The organism is Qaidamihabitans albus (assembly GCF_016464705.1).
GTDB lineage: Bacteria > Actinomycetota > Actinomycetes > Mycobacteriales > Pseudonocardiaceae > Qaidamihabitans > Qaidamihabitans albus.
The window spans coordinates 97,127-119,681 of record NZ_JAEHOB010000008.1 but is presented as its reverse complement, the minus strand read 5'-3'; the positions used below and the strand labels follow the sequence as shown (position 1 = coordinate 119,681).

21 protein-coding genes and 1 tRNA gene are annotated in these 22,555 nt (G+C 69.9%); 11 read left to right on the top strand and 11 right to left on the bottom strand.

Translation table 11 applies throughout. The features are described 5' to 3' along the window. Positions 1-212 precede the first annotated feature (212 nt). The 5 genes from JAP66_RS17415 to JAP66_RS17395 all read left to right on the top strand — a co-directional run bounded on the left by JAP66_RS17415 (position 213) and on the right by JAP66_RS17395 (position 8,200). Positions 213-1,409, top strand: a complete 1,197-nt coding sequence (locus JAP66_RS17415; protein WP_199432947.1) for an MFS transporter — start codon at positions 213-215, stop codon at positions 1,407-1,409. A gap of 813 nt (positions 1,410-2,222) precedes the next feature. Further along, positions 2,223-3,407, top strand: a complete 1,185-nt coding sequence (locus JAP66_RS17410) for a GGDEF domain-containing protein (RefSeq protein WP_199432946.1) — start codon at positions 2,223-2,225, stop codon at positions 3,405-3,407. Positions 3,408-3,475: 68 nt separating this feature from the next. After that, a complete protein-coding gene (locus tag JAP66_RS17405) occupies positions 3,476-5,662 on the top strand; it encodes a phospholipase A2 (protein ID WP_199432808.1) in 2,187 nt (728 codons plus the stop codon). Positions 5,663-5,808: 146 nt separating this feature from the next. Beyond that, positions 5,809-7,518: an LCP family protein gene (locus JAP66_RS17400; protein WP_199432807.1), complete on the top strand. Its 1,710-nt coding sequence runs from the start codon at positions 5,809-5,811 to the stop codon at positions 7,516-7,518. A 202-nt stretch (positions 7,519-7,720) separates the two neighbouring features. After that, positions 7,721-8,200, top strand: a complete 480-nt coding sequence (locus JAP66_RS17395; protein WP_199432806.1) for a helix-turn-helix transcriptional regulator — start codon at positions 7,721-7,723, stop codon at positions 8,198-8,200. Positions 8,201-8,249: 49 nt separating this feature from the next. Here JAP66_RS17395 and JAP66_RS17390 read toward each other — a convergent pair whose 3' ends face one another. Continuing rightward, positions 8,250-9,719, bottom strand: a complete 1,470-nt coding sequence (locus JAP66_RS17390; protein WP_199432805.1) for a flavin-containing monooxygenase — start codon at positions 9,717-9,719, stop codon at positions 8,250-8,252. 118 nt (positions 9,720-9,837) lie between these two features. Between JAP66_RS17390 and JAP66_RS17385 the strand changes: the two genes are divergently transcribed. After that, positions 9,838-10,416 carry a TetR/AcrR family transcriptional regulator gene (locus tag JAP66_RS17385; protein ID WP_199432945.1) on the top strand — a complete coding sequence of 193 codons (579 nt, stop codon included), beginning with the start codon at positions 9,838-9,840 and terminating at the stop codon, positions 10,414-10,416. Positions 10,417-10,658: 242 nt separating this feature from the next. Next, positions 10,659-11,216 (top strand): hypothetical protein, encoded by a 558-nt coding sequence (locus tag JAP66_RS32170; RefSeq protein ID WP_307849600.1) that lies wholly within the window; start codon positions 10,659-10,661, stop codon positions 11,214-11,216. Between the two features lie 4 nt (positions 11,217-11,220). Here JAP66_RS32170 and JAP66_RS17375 read toward each other — a convergent pair whose 3' ends face one another. Continuing rightward, positions 11,221-11,442 (bottom strand): DUF3618 domain-containing protein, encoded by a 222-nt coding sequence (locus JAP66_RS17375; RefSeq protein ID WP_199432804.1) that lies wholly within the window; start codon positions 11,440-11,442, stop codon positions 11,221-11,223. A 126-nt stretch (positions 11,443-11,568) separates the two neighbouring features. On the opposite strand from JAP66_RS17375, the gene JAP66_RS17370 reads away from it, so the two are divergent. After that, positions 11,569-11,642 (top strand) — tRNA-Leu (locus JAP66_RS17370). A 70-nt stretch (positions 11,643-11,712) separates the two neighbouring features. Here the strand turns inward: JAP66_RS17370 and JAP66_RS17365 are convergent. From JAP66_RS17365 to JAP66_RS17340, 6 genes are all read right to left on the bottom strand, one after another. Beyond that, complete coding sequence (locus tag JAP66_RS17365) at positions 11,713-12,333, bottom strand: dihydrofolate reductase family protein (RefSeq protein WP_199432803.1); 621 nt, start codon at positions 12,331-12,333, stop codon at positions 11,713-11,715. Further along, positions 12,330-12,800: an SRPBCC domain-containing protein gene (locus JAP66_RS17360; protein WP_199432802.1), complete on the bottom strand. Its 471-nt coding sequence runs from the start codon at positions 12,798-12,800 to the stop codon at positions 12,330-12,332. Before JAP66_RS17360 ends, JAP66_RS17365 begins: the two co-directional genes overlap by 4 nt. Beyond that, on the bottom strand, positions 12,797-13,138 hold the full coding sequence (locus JAP66_RS17355; RefSeq protein WP_199432801.1) for an ArsR/SmtB family transcription factor: 342 nt from the start codon (positions 13,136-13,138) through the stop codon (positions 12,797-12,799). Before JAP66_RS17355 ends, JAP66_RS17360 begins: the two co-directional genes overlap by 4 nt. Before the next feature lie 95 nt (positions 13,139-13,233). Continuing rightward, positions 13,234-13,833 carry a dihydrofolate reductase family protein gene (locus JAP66_RS17350; RefSeq protein WP_199432800.1) on the bottom strand — a complete coding sequence of 200 codons (600 nt, stop codon included), beginning with the start codon at positions 13,831-13,833 and terminating at the stop codon, positions 13,234-13,236. Further along, positions 13,830-14,669: a metalloregulator ArsR/SmtB family transcription factor gene (locus JAP66_RS17345; protein ID WP_199432799.1), complete on the bottom strand. Its 840-nt coding sequence runs from the start codon at positions 14,667-14,669 to the stop codon at positions 13,830-13,832. The genes JAP66_RS17350 and JAP66_RS17345 overlap by 4 nt, the downstream gene beginning before the upstream one ends. A gap of 45 nt (positions 14,670-14,714) precedes the next feature. Further along, positions 14,715-17,996 carry a S8 family peptidase gene (locus JAP66_RS17340; protein WP_199432798.1) on the bottom strand — a complete coding sequence of 1,094 codons (3,282 nt, stop codon included), beginning with the start codon at positions 17,994-17,996 and terminating at the stop codon, positions 14,715-14,717. Positions 17,997-18,407: 411 nt separating this feature from the next. Here JAP66_RS17340 and JAP66_RS17335 point away from each other — a divergent pair, with 411 nt between their 5' ends. Continuing rightward, positions 18,408-18,908: a pyridoxamine 5'-phosphate oxidase family protein gene (locus JAP66_RS17335; RefSeq protein ID WP_199432797.1), complete on the top strand. Its 501-nt coding sequence runs from the start codon at positions 18,408-18,410 to the stop codon at positions 18,906-18,908. Between the two features lie 28 nt (positions 18,909-18,936). Here JAP66_RS17335 and JAP66_RS17330 read toward each other — a convergent pair whose 3' ends face one another. Further along, entirely contained in the window at positions 18,937-19,641 is a 705-nt protein-coding gene (locus tag JAP66_RS17330) for a helix-turn-helix transcriptional regulator (RefSeq protein ID WP_199432796.1), read from the bottom strand. A 177-nt stretch (positions 19,642-19,818) separates the two neighbouring features. Beyond that, complete coding sequence (locus JAP66_RS17325) at positions 19,819-20,799, bottom strand: ATP-binding cassette domain-containing protein (protein WP_199432944.1); 981 nt, start codon at positions 20,797-20,799, stop codon at positions 19,819-19,821. Positions 20,800-20,885: 86 nt separating this feature from the next. Between JAP66_RS17325 and JAP66_RS17320 the strand changes: the two genes are divergently transcribed. After that, positions 20,886-21,092 carry a hypothetical protein gene (locus JAP66_RS17320; protein ID WP_199432795.1) on the top strand — a complete coding sequence of 69 codons (207 nt, stop codon included), beginning with the start codon at positions 20,886-20,888 and terminating at the stop codon, positions 21,090-21,092. A 15-nt stretch (positions 21,093-21,107) separates the two neighbouring features. Here the strand turns inward: JAP66_RS17320 and JAP66_RS17315 are convergent, their stop codons facing one another. After that, positions 21,108-21,359 carry a hypothetical protein gene (locus tag JAP66_RS17315; RefSeq protein WP_199432794.1) on the bottom strand — a complete coding sequence of 84 codons (252 nt, stop codon included), beginning with the start codon at positions 21,357-21,359 and terminating at the stop codon, positions 21,108-21,110. A 193-nt stretch (positions 21,360-21,552) separates the two neighbouring features. Here JAP66_RS17315 and JAP66_RS17310 point away from each other — a divergent pair, with 193 nt between their 5' ends. Continuing rightward, positions 21,553-22,542 (top strand): branched-chain amino acid ABC transporter permease, encoded by a 990-nt coding sequence (locus JAP66_RS17310; protein ID WP_199432793.1) that lies wholly within the window; start codon positions 21,553-21,555, stop codon positions 22,540-22,542. Positions 22,543-22,555: the final 13 nt, after the last annotated feature.

Sequence of the window (22,555 nt, the reverse complement as noted above, 5' to 3'; positions counted from 1 at the left end):
CCAGTCCGGTCGGCGGTGGGCACGCTCCGTGGCCCCCGTACTTTGGTCTGCGGACAGATGGCTCAACGGTCGCGGCCGTTAGTCCGATTCGGGCATGGTTCACTGTTCGGCTCCGCGTAGCCGCGGGCATACTTAACGTTGTCATAGATGTTGCGTGCGGTAATGACTCGGCACAGGTGGCCAAGACGGTGAGTAGCAGTACAGCGCCCAGGATGGGCACGGCGCTCGGCAACTCCGAGTTCCGGGCGCTCTGGCTCGCCGAGGCGCAGTCCGTCGCGGGTGACCACCTGACCACGGTCGCACTGGCGATCATGGTCTACGGCCGGACCGGCTCCGCGCTCTGGGCCGCCGCCGTCTACGCGCTGACCTTCCTGCCCGCGCTCGCCGGCGGGCTCGGGCTCGCCCAGGTCGCCGACCGCTTCCCCCGCCGGACCGTGCTCACCGTGTCCGCGCTGCTCCAGGCGGTGCTGGTCGGCAGCATGGCGATCCCGGGTACGTCGCTGCCCGTGCTGTGCACGCTCATCGTGCTGGTGCGGCTGGTCGGCGCACCGGCCAACGCGGCACAGAACGCGCTCACCAGGGAGGTATTCACCGACGACGACGTCTACCTCCGCAGCCAGGACCTGCGCGGCATCACGACGAACATCGCGATGCTGGTGGGGCTCGGTGGCGGCGGCCTGCTCGTCACGCTCGTCGGCCCGTCCTGGGCGCTCGCGCTCGACGCGCTGACGTTCCTGGTGAGCGCGCTCGTCGTCCGCCTCGCGGTGTGCTGGCGGCCGGCGGCGGGAGATCCCGCAGACGCATGGTTCGGCGCCGTCCAATGGGTCTTCGGCCAGCGCCGGCTGCGTGTGCTGCTCGCCCTCTCGTGGCTCGTCGGCCTCGCCGTGGTCCCGGAGGGACTCGCGGCGCCGCTGGCGCATCAGATCGGGGCGTCGGATCAGGCCGTCGGCTGGCTGCTGGCCGCCGACCCGCTCGGCTTCATCGCCGGCGCCTTCGTGCTGTCCCGTTTCGTGTCGGCGGAGAACCGCAGGCGGGTCATGGGGGTGCTCGCGACCGCCGCGGCGGCGGTACTGATCGCGTTCGCCGCGGAACCGAGCCTGCCGCTCGCGCTGGTCCTGCTCGCGCTCGCCGGTGGGGCGGGCGCGTACATCATCACCGTCGGTGCCACGTTCATCACGTGCGTCCCCAACGAGCTCCGTGGTGGAGCGGGCGGCGTCTACCGCACCGGGCTGCGCGTCGCGCAGGGCCTGGGCGTCGCGCTCGGTGGCGTCGTCGCGGAGTTGGTGGGTTCCGCCACCACCGCGATCGCTCTCGCCGGCGCGGTGGGAGTGATCGTCACCGTGCCGGTCGCGCTGTCCTGGGCGCGGGTACGTGTCGCACCGGACGCGGCCGCCGTCGGTTCCGCATAGCGGAGACGGTCACCGATGGTCAATCAGAAGTCACGGCCGGACAAGACGAGCACCTCCTCGTTAAAACGCGCTGGAATCCAGGATCACCGGGTTTTCAGAAATCGCGGCCACGCACGTGGAACACCTCCCGCATCAATCCACTTCGAGCACTTCGACACCGGTCCAGATCAGAAATCACGGCCCGCCACGAGACACCTCCTTCGCCACAGCAAACGAACACCTGACCTACAGTCGACAGTTCAGAAATCACGACCAGTCACCGAAAACACCTCCTTCACCTCGCCGACACGGCATGGTCACGGACTGCTGGATCAGAAATCACGACCGGACACGGGGCACCTCCAATGCGAGCGCAAGCAACCAACCTGCAGTTGTTCTAGATCAGAAATCACGACCCGACACGGGAGAACACCTCCGATCGTTTTCCGGCTTCGGGATAGACGCCCCGACACTACAGCCAGCGTCCTCGCCTACACGACAGTTCCGGTGCGATGAGATGATACTCGCTGTGGATAGCGTCCGGTTCTCGAGCGGACGCCGGATAGGTTACGCAGCCGCGGGAACGAACACATCGGGGAGGTTTGGCGAGTGCCGCTCGTACCTCGGGACCGGCCACCCCCGGCGCCTTCTGCCCCAGGTGGACGGCCTCGATCCGGCGGGCACGGCCCCAGAACCGTGACCGGCGCGGCCCCGGCCGGGGACGAAGGCGGCGCCGGCACGGACCGTGACGAGGCGGGTGGGCGGCGCCCCTGGGACATCCGTGGCTGGGCGCTGTGGCGCAGACCGAAGCGGTTCATCGCGTTCCTGATCATCATGGAGGTGCTGGCGCTCGGCGGCTTCGCCGCGGCGTTCGCCGGCACGCCGGCGCCCACCGCCGTCGACTGGGTGCGATTCGCCATCCTCGCGGTCGGCGCGACGGTTCATATCCAACTCACGCAGCGGCAGGAGGAGCGGCGCCGCAGCCGCACCAGGACTGTCCTCATCGACCTGATCGCCGTGTGGGTCTTTCCCGCGGTACTGGTGCTTCCGGCGCCGCTGGTGGTCCTGGTCGTGGTGCTGATCCGGGTGCAACGGTGGTTCACCGCGCGGCGGCCCGCGCACAACTTCGTCTTCTCGTCCATTTCGCACAGTCTCGCGGCGGCCCTCGCCCACCTCGTCTACACGGCACTCGGCCCGCATGACTGGCATTCCCTCACCGGACTCGGCTCACTGCGTGAGTTCCTCCTGGTGATCGTGGCGGCGCTGGTCTACGAGGGCGTGCAGGTGATCTACGTCGGCGGCATCCTCGCGATCAGCTCACCCCACCCGACGTTACGCAGCGTGCTGGGCAGTAAGGCCGACAACCTGCTGGAGGCCATCACCACCGGACTGGGCGCGATCACCGCGGTGCTGCTGGTCACCCTGCCGCCCGCGGTGGCGCTGATGGCGGTGGTGACCGTCGTGTTCAACCGGCTGGCCGAACTCGATCAGTTGCAGGACGACGTGGTCACCGATCCCAAGACCGGCCTGCTGAACATGCGCGGCTGGTCGGAGGCCGCCGAACGGGCGCTGAACCGGGTGAGCCGCGCCGGTGGCGACCTGGCCATGCTCATGATCGATCTCGACCACTTCAAGTGGATCAACGACACGTTCGGCCATCCGGCCGGTGACGACGTGCTGATGTCCGTGGCCGACGTACTCGGCGAGGTGACGAGGCCGAGCGACATCGTCGGCAGGTTCGGCGGCGAGGAGTTCCTCGTACTGTTGCCGGACACCGACGCGGCCGCCGCGGAGATCGCGGCCGAGCGTGTCCGCAGCACGATCGCCGGGCTGCGAATCGAGACCACGGACAAGCGGGGCGCGCGGACCACGGTGACCGGCCGGACCACGTCGATCGGTGTGGCCGTCTATCCCGAGCACGCGAGCACCATGCGGGCGCTCGTGCAGGCCGCCGACGCGGCGGTCTACGAGGCGAAGGAGAACGGCCGCAACCAGGTCCGCTTCGCCCGGCGGGGTTGAGCTACCCCGAGATCACTCCGGGGGTTACCCGGATGTCCCGCTCTCACGTGCACTGAGACCCTTGGGCCGTGCCCGAACCGACCGAGCCTGCGCCGCCTGTGCCGAAGCACCGGCGGCGTCTCACGACATCGGCCTGGCTCGCGCTGCTCGTGCTCGCGGTCACCGGGTTCGGCTTCCTCGCCTCCCGCTCGGCGGCGCCGCCCGAGCAGGGACCACCGACGGGCGACGTGGCCGCGGCCCAGCGCGCCGTCGAGGCGCTGCTGGAGCCGGAGTCCTCGGCCACCGCGCTGGAACTCCTGCCCGCGGACTTCACCGAGGTGACCGGCGTTGCGCCGGGCAGGGCGGTGGCGCGCGACGGCACGGTCCGGGCGGTGCACGTCGACGGTGGCTGTTCCACGCCCTGGGGCGACGACGACACCCGCTGGGACTACGGCACCCCGTGCAAGTCACACGACCTCGGCTACGACCTGCTGCGGTATGCCGAGCAGAAGGGACATCCGCTCGCGCCGGAGTTCCGGGCGGCGCTGGATCACCGGCTGTCCGCGGACATGCACGGCACGTGCGAGTCCAACCCGCAGAACTCCGGGCGGCTGTGCTCCGCCGTGGCCTCGCTGTACACGGCGGGCCTCGACGTCAACTCGTGGCACCAGCGCTGGGGCCCGCCGGTCGGTGAACCGATCGCGCCGATGCTCGCCGGGGTGGCGGCGATCGGCTTCCTGCTCACCTTCCGGCTGCGCGGCTGGCTGACCGCATGGCGGACCCGGCCCGCGCGGGCGGCACCGGTATCGGCGCCGGCGACCACCCCGCCACGGGGCGGCCGCTGGGCACTGCTCGCCGCGGGCAGCATCACGCTGCTGGTCCTCGGCGACGCGGGCGTGTCACTCGCCCGCTGGGCAGGCGCGGGCGACGGCTGGCTGTGGCCGTTGACCTGGCTGACCCAGCTGGCGTTCGTCTTCTTCTTCGCGGGCGGGCACGCCAACGTCGCGGGGTGGCGGTCGGTGCTGCGCGGGGGCGGCGGCTACCGCGAGTACCTGGCGCACCGGACGAGCTGGTTGCTGCGGCTGACCCTGGTGTTCGCCGTCGTGGCGTTCGCCGTACCGCTCGCCCTCGAACTGCTCGGCGTCCCGGAGGGCACGGCGGCGGAGGTCGTGCGGATCGCGCTGCATCCGCTGTGGCTGCTGGGCCTGTACGTGCTGACCGTCGTCGCCACTCCGGCGATGCACGCGCTGCACCGGCGCTCGCGGCTTGCGGGCGTGGGGTCGGCCGGCACCCTCCTCGGCGCGGCGGAGCTGTCGGCGAACCTGCTGGACTCGCCGGTGCCCCACTACGCCGCCGCGCTGGCACTGGCTCTTTTCGCGCAGCAACTGGCGTTCGTCCACGCCGATGGCCGCCGCCCGAGCACCGCACTGCTGTCGGCGGTCACGGCCATCGGCCTCGGCGGGCTGGTGGCCGGCGCGGCCACGGGCGGGGTGCCGCTGACCCTGCTCGGCACCCCGGGCACGCTCCCGGCGCTGGCCGCACCGACCGTGCCTGTGCTGCTGCTCGGCGTCGTCCATCTCGGCCTGCTGACGCTGCTCAGGGAGCCGCTCGGCCGACTGGCCCGGCGACCCGCCGTACTGCGGGGCACCGGGCTCGCGACCCGTGCCCCGATGAGCCTCTACCTCGGCTTCCTGGCCGCCATGTGCCTGCTCGTCGCACTCGTCTACCTGCCGGGCCGGCTCACCGCGGGCGGCGACTGGCTGCTGCGGCCGCAGTCGCTGCTCGCCACCGCGCTGCTCGCGGTGCCCGCCGCACTGGTGTTCTGGTGGTTCGAGCGCCACCTCGGCCACCACCCGGTGCCGCGGAACGCACCGCCGAGCGTGCCGGACCGGCTGCACCGGCCGCTGGCCCACGCCGCGGTCGCGATCGGGATCGGCTACGCGACGGTCGGGGTGTTCGGGCTCGCGCTGACGAGCTTCACCGGCACGGACGTGCTGGGGCTGGCGCTCGATCCGATCCAGAGCCTGGTGCACCTGCTGCTGGGCATGTCGCTGCTGCACACCGTGCGCATCGGTGCGAGTGCCGCCCCGAGCACCTGGCTGCTGACGGCGCTGGCTTGCGTACCACCGTTACTCTCCGGAGCGGCACAGCCGGATCCGTTCGCGTTGAGCGTCGTCGCGCATGGGGCGACCGCACTCTTCGCGGTGGCGGCAATGCTGGTGACCTCGGTGATCTCCTGGTCGGGCGGACGGATGGCACTCGGGGCGGCACGGTGAGCACCGTTACGGAGAGTGAGAGGCACGTGCGCCACGGGGTGGGCTGACCAAGATCGGCGCACGCGTATGCCACGCTACGACAACCTCCGCAAGCCGTGAAACGTCCCCGGAGGGGATCAAGGCACCGGACGAAAGGAGCCGCCGGCGTGGAGCACCCGCCGCGGAACGGGCGTGGGGACCGGCGTCCCGCGAGGCCGTGGCAGGACGACCCCGGCGGTCGCCGGGCGGGGCCACCGGCACGCGGCGGCTCCGGGGACCGTCCGCCGCCGCGCCGCACGCCGCCTCCCGCCACGCCCCCGCCGGCACGGCCGGAGCGCGCACCGGCTCGCGGGCGCGCGCCGGAGGCCGCCGGGCGGCCGCCCGCGAGCCGCAGCCGCAAGGCGCCGCCACCACCCCGGCGGCCGCGCCGCAGGTACGGCGCGAAGGTCGCCCTCGCGCTGGTGTCCGCGCTGGTGATGAGCCTGACCGGGTACGCATGGGCGGCGATGCAGGGGCTCGTCGACGGCCTGACGGTCGCCGACGTGATCGGCACGAGCGGGGGCGGCGACATGCCCGCCGACGGTGCCCGCGACATCCTGCTCGTCGGCATGGACAGCCGCACGGACGCCCAGGGCAACCCGCTGTCCGAGGAGATGCTGGCGAAGCTGCGGGCGGGCGTCGCGGACGGTGAGCTGAACACCGACACACTGATCTTCGTCCGCATCCCGAACGACGGCAGCAAGGCCGTCGCGGTCTCGCTGCCCCGCGACTCCTATGTCTCCATCCCCGGTTACGGCAAACACAAGATCAACTCCGCGTACGCGCGCGCGAAGTTCGACGCGATGGACCGGCTCAGGTCGGAAGGCGTCACCGACCAGCGCGAACTGGAGGTGCAGGGCAACCAGGAGGGTGCGAAGACGCTGATCTCGACGGTGGAGAAGCTCACCGGCGCGACCATCGACAACTACGCGTCGATCAACCTGCTCGGCTTCCACGACATCACCAAGGCGATCGGCGGCGTCGACGTATGCCTCAACGAGCCCGTGAACGATCCCTACTCCGGCGCGAACTTCGAGGCCGGGAAGCAGACGATCGCCGGGTTCGAGGCGCTCGCGTTCGTCCGGCAGCGGCACGGCCTGCTGCGCGGCGACCTGGACCGGGTCGTGCGGCAGCAGGTGTTCATGGCCGGGCTGGCCAGGAAGGTGCTCTCCGCCGGAACCCTCGCCGATCCCGGCAAGCTGAGCGATCTCATCGACGCGATCAAGAAGTCCGTGGTGCTCAACCAGGGCTGGGACATCCTCGGCTTCGCGCATCAGCTGAAGGGGCTCTCCGGCGGCCAGATCGAGTTCCGCACCGTCCCCGTCGAGAATCCGGAGTACGAGACCGGGGACGGCCTGGCCATCCAGGTGGATCCGACCGAGGTGCGCCGGTTCGTGCAGGGTATGGCCGGCGCCCCGCCGGAGCAGGAGGCACCAGCACCGCCCAACGAGCAGATCACCGTGGATGTGCTCAACGCGTCCAGCATCACCGGCCTCGCCGGCAGCGTGTCGGCTTCGCTGGTCGGGAAGGGCTTCGCCGAGGGCGAGGTCGGCAACGCGACCTCGCGGGACACCTCGCTGGTGCAGGTACCGCCCGGTGCGCGGGCGGCGGGCCGCAAGGTGGCCGATGCGCTCGGTGGCGATGTCGGCATCGAGGAGGAGCCGTCCGTGCCCGCGAGCCATGTCACGGTGCTGCTCGGCCCCGACTACTCGGCCGACGCGGCTGACAGCGCTGAGCCGGCGGCCCAGGACGACACCGCGCCGAGCGGCGGGCAGCAGGCCCAGGCCCCGCCGGAGAAGCCGCCGATCACGGCCGAAGGCGTCACCTGCGTGAACTAAGCGGCCGCTTGCAGGGTGAGCCCATTTGGAGTCTTTTGCTACTCCATTCGACTTACTCGCGCGGCTCTCGTCAAGTTTTCTACTGAACCTGCGTAAGACAGGGCTTCCCAGCGCCTTTCATTCGCGTGAAGAACGCGTGCATGGTGCCGGCACGGTCGTGGCGGCACGCGGCATCGCAAGCGGTGCAAGCAGGGGACCTGGAGTGCTGATCGACGCGGACGCCTACCAGCGGATACTGGGCGAGGAGCTGCGCAAGCTCCGGAAGAAGCGAGGATGGACGCGCAAGGAGCTGAACGAGCGCCTGCAGAGTGAGATCTCGCTGCAGACGCTCGCGACGTACGAGCTGGGCACGAGACAGTGCTCGGTGGTGCGGCTCGCCGAGCTGTGCCTGGCGATGGACGAGCAGCCGCAGGACCTGCTGGCGCGGGTGCACCGGCGGGTGTTCACCGACGAACCGGGCCGCATCCGGCTCAACCTCTCCAGGGTGGCCGCCGACGACCAGGCGGAGCTGCTGCCGCTGCGCCGCTGGGCCGAGGACCGGCTCGCGCAGACGGGCCCCGCGTCGCCTGAGGTGCAGCTCGACCTCTCCGCGATCGACCGGATGGCGGAGCTGTGCGGCATGGACACCGCGGAACTCCTCCGCAGGCTGGAGAAGCTGGGCGGCATCGCGGCGGGCGCCTGAGCCGGACGGCCACGAGGTGGCGCTCGTCAGCCCGGCCCGGCGGCCCCGGTCAGCGCAGCAACTGGAAGTCGCTGGTGCGGAGCCTGCGCGTCTTGAGCCAGTAGCGCCATGTGAAGCCGGGCCAGATCGTCCGGTTCACGCCGGTCGCGTCGAGGTACCAGCTCTTGCAGCCGCCCTGCGTCCAGATGCCCTTCTCGAGCTTGCGCTGGATGTCGGCGTTGAACTGCTCCTGCACCTCGGTGCGCACGTCGATCGCCTCGGCACCGGCCGACTCGGTGTAGCGGATGGCCTCCGCGATGTAGCGGACCTGCTGCTCGATCATGAAGACCACCGAGTTGTGCCCGAGGCCGGTGTTGGGGCCGAGCAGGAAGAACAGGTTCGGGAAGCCGGCGACGTTGATGCCCATGTGGGTCTGCATGCCCTCGACCGCCCACTTCTTGCCGAGGTCCGTGCCGTCGGCTCCGATGATCTCCAGGTGCTCGAAGGCGTCGGTGACGTGGAAACCGGTGCCGAAGATGATCGCGTCGACCTCCCGCTCCACGCCGCGGGTGTCGACGATGCTGTGCTCCTTCACCTCGGCGACGCCGTCGGTGATCACCTCGACGTTGTCCTTGTTCAGTGCCGGGTAGTAGTCGTTGGAGATCAGCACGCGTTTGCAGCCCATGACGTAGTCGGGCGTGAGCTTCTCCCGCAGTGCGGGGTCGGAGACGTGCTTGTCGATGTTCCACTTCGCGAGCTTCTGCGCGAGCTTCATGATGCGGGGGTTGCCGTTGAAGCCGATCGCGCGGAGCTCGAGCATCCAGTACAGGAAGTCGCGGTAGGCGCGCTGCGCGCCGGGCAGGCGGGCGAAGAGCCGCTTCGCCCACCGCGGCATCGCGTGGTCGGGTTTGGGCATGATCCACGGAGGCGTGCGCTGGAACACGCTCAGCTCCGCGACGTCGTCGGCGATCTGCGGCACGAACTGGATGGCGCTCGCGCCGGTCCCGACGACGGCGACCTTCTTCCCGCGCAGGTCGTAGTCGTGCTCCCACTCCGCGGAATGGAAGGACCGGCCCTGGAAGCGCTCGATGCCGGGCAGGTCCGGAATCTGCGGGATGTGCAGCGCGCCGACGCCGGAGACCAGGTAACGGCCGACGAGCTCGTCGCCGTTCGCGGTCGACACGTACCAGCGGTTCTCGTCGGTGTCCCAGCGGGCGCCGGTCATCTCCTGGCCGAAACGGATGAACCGGTACAGGTCGTGCTTGCGCGCGACCCCCCGCAGGTAGTCGAAGATCTCGGGCTGCGGCGAGAAGGAGCGGGACCAGGACGGGTTCTGCTCGAACGAGAAGGAGTACATGTGCGACTGGATGTCGCAGGCGCAGCCAGGGTAGGTGTTGTCGCGCCACGTGCCGCCGACCTCCTGCGCCTTCTCCAGGATCACGAAGTCCTCGCGCCCCTCCTTGCGGAGCTGGATCGCCATGCCGAGGCCGGAGAAGCCGGTCCCGACGATGACGACGCCGGCTTCGGTGCGCTTACCCATCTGCTGCCTCCATGCCGCAGTTACTGTTACCCAAAGTCCATCTTACCGCGAGTAGGTTACTTCCGGTAGAATAGCGTCCGTGAGCACGAGTTCCAAGACCCCGGCACGCCGCAAACGCATGCCCCGGGCCGAGCGCGAGCGCCAGATGATCGATGTCGCCGAGGCCGTGTTCGCCGAACTCGGGTACGCGGCGGCGTCGATGGACGAGATCGCCGAGCGCGTCGGTGTGTCGAAACCGATGCTCTACGAGTACTTCAACTCCAAGGAGGGGCTGCTGCTCGCCTGCATCCGGCAGTCCCGCGCAGCACTACGCACGGTGACCGAGCAGGCCGTCACCGGAGCCGTCACCGCCGAGGACGCGATCCGCCGCGGGCTGCTCGCCTTCTTCGTCTTCATCCGCGACCGCAGGCAGGCGTGGTCGCTGCTGCGGCAGGAGATGGCTCTGATCGGCACGTCGGCCGCGGACGAGATCGAGGCCACGCGTCAGCAGCAGACCGACCTGATCGCGGCGCTGATGAGCGACTACATCGACGGCTCCGACCAGCTACGGACCGAGGCACTGGCGGAGTTCGTGGTGGGCGCGTGCGAGCGGCTCGCGATCTGGTCCGAGCGGCACGAGGAGGTCACTCCCGAGATCGTCACGGGGTACGCGATGGACCTGCTCTGGGGCGGACTCGAAAGCCGGGCTCAGCACTGAGCCTTCGTGATCGACATTGCGCAGCCGGGTGGTGACCACATGCGGTCGTCCACTGAGAGTGTTCTCACGCTCAGTAGTTCCTGACGCGTTGCCGTATTGCTGTATCCATCGGTGCGATACAGAATTCAATGAGCGCCGGGACGATCCACACCCGATCGGATTGTCTTCCCGACGGCGTCATGAGGCGCCGGCGATGCGGTCTTCACTAGCGGAGCCTGCTGCTGAGGAGAGGGGTGAGACTGGTGGTTCAAGCGATCACCGCTACGTACGTGCAGGAAGACGACGACTGGACGATCACGGTCGCCGGCCAGGGCAAGGAGCTCAACGGCCGCGCCCCGGGCATCATCGCCGCCCGCGATCGCGCCGACCAGCTCGTCGAGAAGCTCGTCGCCGAGGGGGAGGGCTCGACGGTGGTGCACCTGCTCAACGGCAGCGCACTCGAGTTCACGACGGCTTACATCACGGCTCGCCTGGCCCGGCCGGAACCGGCCGCCCCGGAAGCCGGAACAGAGACCGAGACCGAGACCGAGCCTGAGGTGGCGGCCGCGCCCGAAGCCGAGGCTGCGACCTCGGCGACCTCGGCGACCTCGGAGCAGGCCGACGCGGAGGCTCCGCAGGCGGAAGACGAAGAGTCCACGCCGCAGGCGAAGCCGGTCGTGCCGAGGAAGGAACTCAGCAAGGACCCGGCCGAGGCCGAGCAGGTCCCTACCGCGCGGTCGGCCGAGGACGAGCACCAGCCCAAGGGTGAGGCGGCCGACATGGCGACCGCCTCGGGCGCGCGGCAGGCCGCCACCGGCTGACGCGTCAGCGCAGGAGCTTGCGCACCAGCAGCGCGCCGATCAGCACCCCCACGCCGATCAGCGGGTACTTCACCTTGGGGTCCTCGAACCGCGCGCGCAGGCTCGTCTTCGCGGAGTCGGCGAGCCGTTTGGGGTCCGCCTTCGTGCCCAGTTCGTCCAGGGTGGACGCCAGGGCCTCCCTGGCCTTCTCGATGTCTCGCTCGATCGTCTCCGGGTCACGGGCCACGTGTCCTCCTCCAGGCAGGCTTTCGCAGGTTGACCACGGTAGATCACCGCACCCGCCACCGCCGCACCGGCCACGCCGACAGCGGCGTCCCGCCCCGGCGCGGGCACGCGCTAGGCTGCTCCGGTCGGGCCCGTAGCCCAATTGGCAGAGGCACACGGTTTAGGTCCGTGCCAGTGTGGGTTCGAGTCCCACCGGGCCCACCTTCAGCTCCACCAGCGCGGCGTTGTGCCTGGTCACCTCTCGTGAGTGCGCACGCGAGTTAGAACACTGCTACGCACTCACGACCTGGTAGTCGGCGGTGCGGGCGGCGCCCGTGGTCCGGTATTCGAGCAGCAGCAGGCCCTGTGCCGTGGCTTCGTGCCGGACGAGTCGCAGGCCGGTCGCCGAGTTCGGGTGCGTGAGCAGACGCCGCCCCGACCCGATCACGACGGGTGCCACGACGAGTCGCAGGGTGTCGATGAGGCCCGCGGCGAGCAGTGCGTTGCCGAGCCGGGCACTGCCGTGGACCTGGAGCTCACGTCCCGGCCGCTCGGTGAACTCGTGGACGGTCCGCGTGGCGTCACCGCGGAGCACGGTGGTCGGCCGCCAGTCTCCGGTCGTGAGCGTGTTCGACACGACGTACTTCGGCAGGGAGTTCATCCGCTCGGTGAAGGGATCGCCGGGATCGGTGATCTGTGGCCAGTCACGGGCGAATGCCTCGTACGTCCGGCGTCCGAGTAGCAGGCCGTCGGCGAGGTCGAGCCACTCGGACGTGCGCCGGACGAATAGCTCGTCGAGGTACGGCACGAGCCAGCCGCCACCGCCGAAACCTTCACTCGTGTCCTCGGTGCGCGAGCCGGGACCCTGGCTCACCCCGTCGAGGGTGACGAACTGCGTCATGGTGATCTTCATCGCGTGTTCTCCGCGAACCGGGCGAGCTGGTCGGCGACGGTGCCCCAGCCTTCCGCGAAGCCCAGTTCGGCATGGTGCTTCCTCGCGGCCGGGTCGCCATGGCGCACGATGATCCGGTAGTCGGTGCCGTCCACGTGGTCGCGCAGCGTGATCTCGGCGGTCATCGTGACGGGGTCGGGATTCGCCGGACGCCACCCGCTGTCCACGGTGTTGGTGAACACGAGGCGCTCGAGCTCGTCCACCAGCAGGAAGCACGCGTCGACATGCGGGGCGAACGTGACGCCGTCCTCGCTCATCCGCGTGACGAACGCGCCGCCGGGGCGGACCTCCAAGCGGTCGACGCGGCACAATGCCGGGGCGGGTATCCACCACTGCGCCAGGCTGGCCGGATCGGTCCACGCGTCCCATACCGCCATGCGGGGCGCGTGAATGACCCGTTCGATACTGAGGTCGAGATCGGGGTTCATGTCGTGTTCCTCTCCTTGGAGTTGGTGACGAACCGCTCGAGCCGATCGGTGCGCTCACCCCAGAGGCGCCGCTGTTCCGCCAGCCAGTCCTCGACGACCGCGAGCCGTTCCCGGTCGAGCACGCAGGTGCGCACGCGACCGGACTTCGCCGTGCGGATCAGCCCGTTCGACTCGAGCATCCGCACGTGTTTCATGAACGAGGGAAGCGTCATCGTGGCCTCGCGGGCCAGTTCGCCGACACTCGCCGGGCCGCGCCCGAGACGGTGGATCACCGCCCGTCTCGTCGGGTCCGCGAGAGCGAGGAAGACCCCATCGAGCTTCGCCGAATACTGTGCCACATGGCTAAGTATCTACCTTCGCGATACTTAGCGCAAGGGCAAAGTGTTGAGTTGCGGGCCGCGCTACGCGGCATCCACAACGGACGCCGCGGCCATCAGCGTGCGCGGTCGTAGACCATGGCCATCTCGCCCAGCTCGCCGGTCTCCTGGAGCGTTAGCGTCCACTTCGAAGCCGGCAGGCCGTCATCGAACAACCGCTGCCCGCCTCCGGCGATCTCGGGGAAGATCATGAGATACAGCCGGTCGAGCAGGTCCGCCGAGAGGAGCGCCTTGATGAGGCTCGCGCTGTTGTTGACGAGGATGTCGCCCTCACCGGTGGCCCTGAGGTCGGTGACGACGTCGGCGACGGGGGCGTTCACCACGCGGGTCCGTTCCCACGGCGCCTCGGTCAGAGTGGTCGACAGGACCACCTTCTCCGTGCCGACCAGCCACTTCGCGTATCCGCGATCACGCGGATCGGCGTTCTCGTCGTCGGCGACCGATGGCCAGAAACCCATGAATCCCTCGGCATTGAGCCGGCCGAGCAGCGCTGTCGTCGCCGTCTGCCAGATGCGGTCGAGGTGGCGTCGCGCGACCTCGGTGGTCGCGTACGGGATGATCGCGCTCAGATCTCCGGGCCCACCGGGGCCGTTGTAACGCCCGTCGAGGGTGAGGTTCATGTTCGCGGTCACCCTGCGGGCGGTCGAGTTGGTCATGACTGTGGTTCCTTTCCCTTGGTCACTGCCCTGGTGGTGCGCTGGGAGGCACCGACGGCGCCGGCGAGGTTGTCGAGCACCTGGCCCCAGCCGGTTTCGATCCCGGCGATGTAGGGGACGGCCTCGACCGCCGTCTCGGTGATGCGCAGGCCGAGCCGCAGCCGGGTGCCGTTCGGCGCCGCGGTGAGCGTCAGGTCGTAGTGGCCGCTGAACGAAACCGCACCCGCCGCGTCCAACACCGAAAGGTCGAACACGAGGCGCTCAGGTTGCTTCGCGGTGTGGACCTGTCCTTCGGAGCGGTACCGCCCTTCGGCATCGCGGTACTCGAGAACGGCGCGGCCGCCCGCCCGCGGTTCGAGAGCGCAGTCGGTGACCGTCATCGGCGGCGGGGTCCACCAGGACGCCAGCAGGTCCGGGTCGACCCAGTGCCGCCAGACCACGTCCCGGGGCGCGGCCAGCACGCGCTCGAACGAGAAGGTGCGCCCGTCCGCCCACCGCTCCCGGTCCGCGACCGCGGACTCCGTCTCGATGGCAGCGCGGTAGCGCGCGATGACATCGCGCTCGCCCTCGTGAGCCTCGGTGGCCTCGACCAGTTCCCGCAGCCGCCGCGCGAGAGCCGCCAGCGGCGCCGTCTCGACCGCGTAGACGCGACGTTGCCCGAGCGGGAAGACGGTGACGAGCCCTGCGCGGGCGAGGGCCTGGAGGTGTTTGGTGGTCTGCGGCTGCCGCAGCCCGGTCAACTCGGCCAGTTCACCGACCGACCGGGGACGCTCGGCAAGGAGTTCCACGATGCGCCACCGCGCGGCGTCCGCCAGTGCTGATGCGATCTGCTCCACGGGCCGTAGTATTCACTTACAAGAATATTCTTGTCAAGGAATACCTTAGCGGAGCCGGTAGGCGTCGATGATGGTCTCCTCGACAGTGTTGCCGTCCGCGTCGCCGGCGGTCACCCGCAGCGATACCGTGTCCGCCTCCTCCGGGTGGTGCAGCACCAGCAGCGAGTTGGCGACCACCCTGGCCGGTGACCAGCTCTGGCCGCTGTCGTAGGAGACCTCGGCGCTCAACTCGGGTGGCCGCTCCGTCCGTGCGCTGCCCTGCTCCTGCATGGCGACGGGCACGACGAACGGCACGCCGGAGGGCGCGGAACCGTTGGCGTCGAGTTTCGGGAAGTACCGGACGGTCGAAAGCGGCAGCCTGGTGGGCTCGTCGGTCCGGCTCGACCGGAACGTCCAGGTCACCGCCACCCGCGTGCTCAGCCCGAACTCGGGTGCACGGCGAGCCTCGGTGGTCAGCCGGTACTCGGCGTCGTCGGGCGGAACGGTGAACGTCCCGCGGCCCGCATCCGGTTCCTGTCCGATCAGGACCCGGCCCTGGAACAGCCGGGTGTACGCCGAGGGCACGGTCGCCGAACGGCCCCAGTTGCCCGCCCCGTCGCCGAACAGCGGCGCGTCGATCTCGATCGTGTTCCTGTCGCGGATCACCCACCGGCGTGGGTGGTGGGTGCGGGGAAGGACGGGACCGAACACCGCCTGGTTGAACGACTCCCGGTAGTGGCGGGGCGGCTGGTACTGCCGGGGCGGCGCGTGCAGGCGGGACAGGGGCAGCGGCAGAGGTGTTCCGGTCTCCTCCACGTTCATGTAGCGGTTCCAGTCCACCGTGCCGTCGCCGGTGTTGTAGTACTCGGTGCGCGTGCCCGGGGCGGAGACGTCGAGCGGGACGGAGGAGCCTTCCCGGAAGGCGGTCCCGTGCGGGGACGGCGAGGCGCCCGCCACGTGCGCCATGCCCTCCTCAGGGGCGCCGTAGCGAACCTGGACCTTCGCGACGTCGTGCCGTCCGACCTCGCGGCTGAAGCCGGTCGGCACGTGTCCGTACCGGTACCAGGCCAGCCCGTAGAACTCGCCCGACGAGCCCGTCCACTGGGTGTTGACCAGCGACCTGAGCTGGTCGCGTGACAGCCGCGGACCCAGGTGTGCGGTGCCGATCCGGTCGAGCGGCCCGTCGTAAGTCACCACATCGAACGGGATTCCCAGGTCCGCGTCAGTGCGCATGAACCGGACCTGGCCGAGTTCGGCGGTGGCGTCCGGATCCGGCGGGGACACCCGGATCGGCTTCGTGCGGCGCACGTCGAGGTCGATGGTCCTGCCGCCGTCGACCGTCAGGTTCGGGTAGGCGAGCAGGTACTGCTTCCGCGGCCCGCCCGACCGGCCGGTGATCTGGCTGCGCAGCACGTAGTTCCCGACCGGCAGGCGCACGGTCGCCGTCCCGTTCTCGCCCTCGGGGGTGTGGACCTCACCGCTGTCCACGTCGACGATCTCGGTGTGGTACCTGCTGGTGGGCGTGCCGTCGGCGCCGATGTGGCGGAGAGTCAGGTCGTAGCTCTCCTTCTCCCGGTACACGGCCACCGGGGTGCGTACCGTCGACTCGCCGTCGTCCGCGACGATCGCCCCGGTGTAGTGGCCGGGGGCGCCGACGGCGGTGACGTCGCCGAGCACGGTGACGCTCGCCGACTCGCCGGCGGGGACCGTGAGCCGGGGCGCCGACGTGGTGAACAGGCCGCCGGGCGCGGGCTCACCTTCCGGGTCCTTCGCTTCGACGCGGAACTCGACGGTGGTGTCGCTGTCGGTGATGTTGGTGTAGGTCAGCGTCTCGCGGGCCGGCTCCTCGCCGGCGTGCGGCCAGCGCTGGATACCGAAGTCGACGTTGGCGGGCTCGGCCAGCAGTGGCTGGTTCAGCACACCGGCCGCATCGACCCGGCCGGAGCCCTGCTGGAACAGTGTCAGTCCTTCCGAGGGCTCGGCCGAACCGACCAACAGGCGCTTGAGCTGCTCGCGGGTGAACCCGGGATGCTGCTGCAGAGCGAGCGCCGCGGCCCCGGCGACGTGCGGGGTGGCCATCGAGGTGCCGTTGCGTACGGTGTAGTACACGTCGCTGGGCGAGGCGTCCGAGCTGAGCGCGGCCCTGATGGCCACGCCAGGGGCGGTGAGGTCGGGCTTGGGCGCACGGCGACCGGGCAGCGGGCCCCTGCTGGAGAAGGTTGCGAGTTCGTCGTTGTCATCCAGCGCGCCGACGGTGAGCGCGGCCCGCGCGCTGCCAGGGGACGTGATCGTCGACGGGTCCGGGCCGTCGTTGCCCGCCGCGACCACGAACAGCGTGCCGTGCTCGGCGGACAGGCTGTTCACGGCCTGCTCCATAGGCTGTATCTCGGGCGAGTTGTAGCCGACGATGCTCATGTTCACGATGTCGGCGCCCCGCTCGGCCGAGGCCCACTCCATACCGGCGATGATCTGGGATTGCAGGCCGGAGCCGTCGTCGCCGAGGACTTTCCCGTCGAGGAAACCGGCGTCGTGGGCGACGCCGGTGTACGTCCCGTCGGACGCGGCGCCGCTGCCCACGGCGGTCGAGGCGACGTGCGTGCCATGGCCGTTTCGGTCGTCGGTCGTCGGGGAACCGGAGAAGTTCCGCTCGGCGCGCTGCCGCCCGGCGAGGTCGGGATGGCTCTCGTCCACCCCGCTGTCGAGCACGGCGATCGTCACGCCCTCACCGGTGTAGCCGCTGTCCCAGACCTCCGGGGCGCCGATCTGCGGCACGCTCCGATCCAGTCCGGCGCGGTACCGGCCGTCCAGCCACACCTTCTCCAGTCCTTCGGCCAGCGTCGTCGCCGCACCGTCGCCGGTGATCCCGCTCCACAGCTGGCCCACGGACGACTTGTCGGCGGTCACGGCCACGCCGTTGATGCTCGACAGCCCCCGGTCGACGCTGGCACCCGGCGCGCCCTCGATCGAGGCGGAACCGTCCGCGCCGTCCGGGAACGTCACCAACAGCGGCAGGGTCGCGCGGTGCGTGTCGTCGAAGCGGGACCGGACCAGTTCCGTCACATCGAAGAGTCGTTCGTCCAGCACGCCCGCCGCTACGCGCGGGCCAGCGTCGGAGGGGAGGACGTACTGGTGCCCGTTCCGCTGGTAGGTGGAGAAGGTCACGGTCGACCTGTCCTCTCCCGGAACGATCCGCAGTACCCGGCGGCCCTCGGTGCCCGTGACAACGCGGTCCCCGGTGAGCAAGGTGACCGACCGCCGGGCGAAGTCCGCCGAGGACGGCTGCTCGGAAGCTCCCGCCTCGGGGGCCGGGTGACCGACGGCGATCAGGATCACCGCGACGAGCAACACCGCCGGTTTCCTCAGTGAGAAGCTGTTTCCACCAGGCACGACCGATATCCCAACTACGTCGACGCGGTGGTTCGGACGCTAGTGGCGGCGCGGCGACGGTCACAACCGCTGGCCGAATGGACGACGGACAGAGGCGTCGTCGTCGCTGTGGCCCGGAACCGCGCGACTCGTAATGGGTCGTCGTGCCGTTCACTGTCCTACCCCCTTGCCCCGCCGTGTCCGCCCGCCACACGCACGTGTCCGCCTTCCACGAGACCACCAGCCGGGTCGTGGAGCCGGTCCCCTCCCTATCACCGGCGGCCAGGCCCCTGCCGGGTGTCCCTGCCGCGCGGTCCGGTAGCCGGGCGGGCGGCGACCGGCGCGCCGAAGCTACGATTCGACCACCGCGACCGGGTCCGAAGGAGTGGCCGTATGCACAGGGAACCGCGGGCGCAGCCCGTCACCGGCACGACCGGCGACCCGATGCGCTGGACCGAGGTGGTCGGCCCGCTCGCCGAAGCGGGAACCTACTGGCTGTCGACCACGCGAGCCGACGGCCGCCCGCACGCGATGCCGGTGCTCGGCGTGTGGGTCGACGACGCGCTGCATTTCGCCTCGGGACCCGCCACCCGCAAGAGCAGGAACCTCGCGGGCAACGCCTCGTGTTCCATCACCGCGAGCCGGTCCGGGCTGGACCTCGTCGTCGAGGGCGACGCGGCTCCAGTGAGCGATACCCAGGTCCTGCAACGGGTGGCCGCCGCCTACCGGTCGAAGTACGGCTGGTCGCCGAGCGCGCACGAGGGTGCGCTGCACGCCGACGCCGGTGCGCCCACCGCGGGACCGCCGCCGTGGCGGGTCTACCGGGTGGAGGTCGTGAAGGTCTTCGCCCTGCCGTCCGACGGCGATTTCACGCCAACGCGATGGTCGTTCTGACGCGCACCCGGTTCGATCGCGCACCCGCTCACGGCAACTCGGGTTTCTCCGTGGCGACCGCGCCGGCACAGGCGAGGCGGAAGCCGAGCGCCATCCGCGAGGTGGTGCCGAAGCGTTGCTGGAGCTGCGCCACCACGTTGCGGACCGTACGGCTGCTCACGCCGATGCGCTCGGCCACCTGCTGATCGGTCGCACCCTGGAGCAGCAGTCGGATCACGTCGAGCTGCCTGCCGGAGAGGCCCTCGCGGACGGACTCCGCGGTGGGCCGGCGCGCCGCCGACCACTTGAACTCGAACAGCTCGCCGCACGAGCCGGCGAGCGGCGCGCGCAGCACCAGCGCACCGCCGTCCCAGTCGGCGCGGTCCAGCGACAGCACCGCGTACCGGTCGTCGAAGACGAGCATCGGCCGCAGTGGCTGCCCGTACACCCGCACCTCCAGTTGCCGTGCGATCGCCTTTTCCGCCATCGAGTCGGCGTGGGTGAGCTGCGGCCCGACCAGTAACCGGCGCTGCTTGCCCGCGCCCGCCAGAACATCGAGCAGTGGCAGGTCCGCGTGTCCCCTGCGGCTGCCACGGCCGGCGAGCGCGCCGTCCACCGATGTCACCGAGCAGGCAAGTTGCTGAACTCTGCGCAGCACCGCGGGGTAATCGGGCAGCAGGCCGACGAATTCCGTGTGCGGCGCGAAGCGGGCTTGTGCCGATGAGGAGTTCCACAAGTCGGATTCGCCTCGCATTTTTGACATCGCATCCGTAAAATGATCCGGCCACCCTTTCTAGCAGCCGCACGACAGTCGGGACAGGTCCATCCAGGCGATGTAGACCACGGTTTCATGGCCCCCCGAAACGTGCCCGTTTCGCCGTACTGAGCGGGTGTTTCGCGAATTCGCATGCAACAGCGGACGCTCGTGTCGTCACGACACCGAGGTACTTTCGACATCAATTTCCTTCGCATTTCCAGAATAGCCGTCACGTAGCCCGCCGAGCACCAGGGTCCGGTAATACGAACTGTATTCGACCAGTTCCTCGTGTCTTCCGTCCGCGACGACCTTCCCCGCGTCCAGCACCACGATGCGGCCCGCCTGTCGCACCGTGGACAGCCGGTGCGCGATGACCAGCAGCGCGCACTCCTCGGCGGCCCGGGCGATCGCCCGGGCCAGCAGCGCGCGGGCGATCGCGATTCGCTGGCACTCCCCGCCGGAGAGCCGGTTGCCGCGCTCGCCGACGGGTGTGTCCAGCCCGAGCGGCAGCCGGTCGACGAGCTCGGTGAGGTTCACCAGTTCCACGACCCGTTCGATCTCGGCGGTCCCCGCACCGGGAACCGTGTAGCAGAGGTTGTCGCGCAGCGAACCGTGCAGTATCGGCGTGTTCTGGTCCACCAGCGCGATCCGGGAACGGCAGTCCGCGCGGGACAGCTCGACGATCTCCTTGCCGTGGAAAAGGATCGAGCCACCCCCGGGGTCGTAGAAGCGCTCGGTGAGCGAGAAGACGGTGGACTTGCCCGCACCGGATCTGCCGACCAGCGCCACATGCGAGCAAGGCGGCACCGCGAACGACACTCCGCGCAGCACCGGCCGGTCGCCGTACCGGAAGCGCACGTTCCGGAACTCCAGAACCGGTGCGCCGTCACCGGTGCCGCCTGCGCGCGCGACACCGCCGTCGTCCTCGACCGGAAGGGCACCGATTTCGTGCACACGCTGCATCGCGCCCATGCCCTTCTGCACCGTCCCGATGCCCTGCAGCACCGAGGCCAGCGGCACGACCAGGTACGTGGCGTACAGGAGGAACGCCATCAGCTCCCCGAGCGATGTCGCGTCCCGCGCGACCCGCGCGCCCCCGATCAGCAGCACCAGAAGCAGCGAACCGCGCAGGGCGAGTTCGACCGCCGGGCTCATCACCGAGGTGAGCTTCGCCGCCCGGACGCCGCTCCCCGAAGCTCGGCGACCTGCGCCGCGAACCGCGGGCGGCCTTGCACGGCACCGTGCACCCGCCCGACGACGAGGAGCTCTGGGTACGCGGCGCGGCCAGGGAGATCGACGACCAGGTGGGTCGGGAGGCCGCGATCGCCGGTGCCCGCGGTGGCGCGGTGCTCGCCGCCGACCTCGCGCTGTTCGAGTTCCGCGTCACCGAAGCCGGGTGGGCGCGCTGGTCCGCCGGCCGGCCGGTCCGGCGACGGTGGCGGGCCTGACGCCGCCGGACATGGTCACTGCGGCGGGCACTCGTCGTCGTGCCGGTCGGACTCGGTCGCCGTGAAGTCGTCGGCGTGGCCGTTGGTCGCCGGGGCCTGCGCGTCGGCGTGGTCGTCCAGGCTCTCCCCCGCCTCGATGAGCATGGCGGCGAACTCGTGCTGACGCAGCACCGACAGCCTGCCGTGCCTCAGCGCATCGATCACGCTGGGTAGCTCGTCGTGCAGCGCCGCGAGCGCCGCGACCACTTCCCTCGTCTTCTCGTTCATGCAAGCTGCTCCTACCTACGTACTCGCCCGAACGGACTACCTACGCAGACGTGCGAACCGGACAGCCATGACGCGCACGAGGATTACAGGTCAGGACGGCTACATCAGGTAACGATCACATACACCTGTACCCGGACGCGGTAGCCCCATTTACACTGACCGTCCAAAGATCCCCGCGGTGTACGAGGTGACCGTGCGTAATTTCCGATTGCTCGTGCCACTGCTTGCTGTGCTCTTCGTGGTGCTGGCTCCATCCGTCGCGGCGGCACAGGGCGACGAGGTGGTGACCGGGCCGGGCTTCATCGACCGCGCCCTCCAGTCACTGCTCGACGGCATCCAGTTCGGCGCCATCATCGCGATCACCGCGGTCGGCCTTTCCCTGGTCTTCGGCACCACCCACTTGATCAACTTCGCGCACGGCGAGCTGGTGACCATCGGCGCCGTCGTCGCCTTCTTCCTCAACGTGGGCGGCCTTGGCCTGCACATCATCCCGGCCGCGCTGATCGCGGTCGTCGTCGGCGCGGTGCTCGGCGGGCTGCTGCAGCTCGGACTGTGGTCGCCGCTCCGGCGCCGCGGCACCGGGATGATCAACATGTTCATCATCACGATCGGCCTCTCGCTGCTGCTGCGGCACGTCGTGCTGGTCATCTTCGGCACGCGGCCGCAGTCCTATCGGGAGTACGACATCCAGCGGGCGTTCGACCTCGGCCCCGTCGGCATCACCCCGCGCGACCTGGCCATCTTCAGCATCTCGTTGCTGGTGCTCCTGGGCGTGGCGTTCATGCTGCAGAAGACGCGCATCGGCACCGCCATCCGCGCCGTGTCCAGCAACCGGGAGCTGGCGGAGGCCTCCGGCATCGACGTGCAGCGCGTTGTGCTCGTGGTGTGGGTCCTCGGCGGTGGGCTGGCGGCCCTCGGCGGGGTCTTCTTCGGGCTCACCGAGATCATCACCTGGGACATGGGCTTCCGGCTGCTGCTGCTCATGTTCGCGGGCATCATCCTCGGCGGTCTCGGCTCGCCCTACGGCGCCATGGTCGGCAGCTTCGTCATCGGCATCGTCGCCCAGATGTCGAGCCTGTGGTTCCCCATCGACCTGCAGAACGCATGGGCGCTGCTGGCGCTCATTCTGGTATTGCTCATCCGTCCACAAGGGATTCTCGGCCAGCGGGAACGAGTAGGCTAGGCGGTTCGCACGA

Coding starts and splice junctions, on each gene's coding strand:
- JAP66_RS17415 (WP_199432947.1), top strand. CDS start 213: ATGGGCACGGCGCTCGGCAACTCCGAGTTCCGGGCGCTCTGGCTCGCC.
- JAP66_RS17410 (WP_199432946.1), top strand. CDS start 2,223: ATGGAGGTGCTGGCGCTCGGCGGCTTCGCCGCGGCGTTCGCCGGCACG.
- JAP66_RS17390 (WP_199432805.1), bottom strand. CDS start 9,719: ATGGGTAAGCGCACCGAAGCCGGCGTCGTCATCGTCGGGACCGGCTTC.
- JAP66_RS17385 (WP_199432945.1), top strand. CDS start 9,838: ATGCCCCGGGCCGAGCGCGAGCGCCAGATGATCGATGTCGCCGAGGCC.
- JAP66_RS17365 (WP_199432803.1), bottom strand. CDS start 12,333: ATGAAGATCACCATGACGCAGTTCGTCACCCTCGACGGGGTGAGCCAG.
- JAP66_RS17360 (WP_199432802.1), bottom strand. CDS start 12,800: ATGAACCCCGATCTCGACCTCAGTATCGAACGGGTCATTCACGCGCCC.
- JAP66_RS17350 (WP_199432800.1), bottom strand. CDS start 13,833: ATGACCAACTCGACCGCCCGCAGGGTGACCGCGAACATGAACCTCACC.
- JAP66_RS17335 (WP_199432797.1), top strand. CDS start 18,408: ATGCACAGGGAACCGCGGGCGCAGCCCGTCACCGGCACGACCGGCGAC.
- JAP66_RS17330 (WP_199432796.1), bottom strand. CDS start 19,641: ATGCGAGGCGAATCCGACTTGTGGAACTCCTCATCGGCACAAGCCCGC.
- JAP66_RS17325 (WP_199432944.1), bottom strand. CDS start 20,799: ATGAGCCCGGCGGTCGAACTCGCCCTGCGCGGTTCGCTGCTTCTGGTG.
- JAP66_RS17315 (WP_199432794.1), bottom strand. CDS start 21,359: ATGAACGAGAAGACGAGGGAAGTGGTCGCGGCGCTCGCGGCGCTGCAC.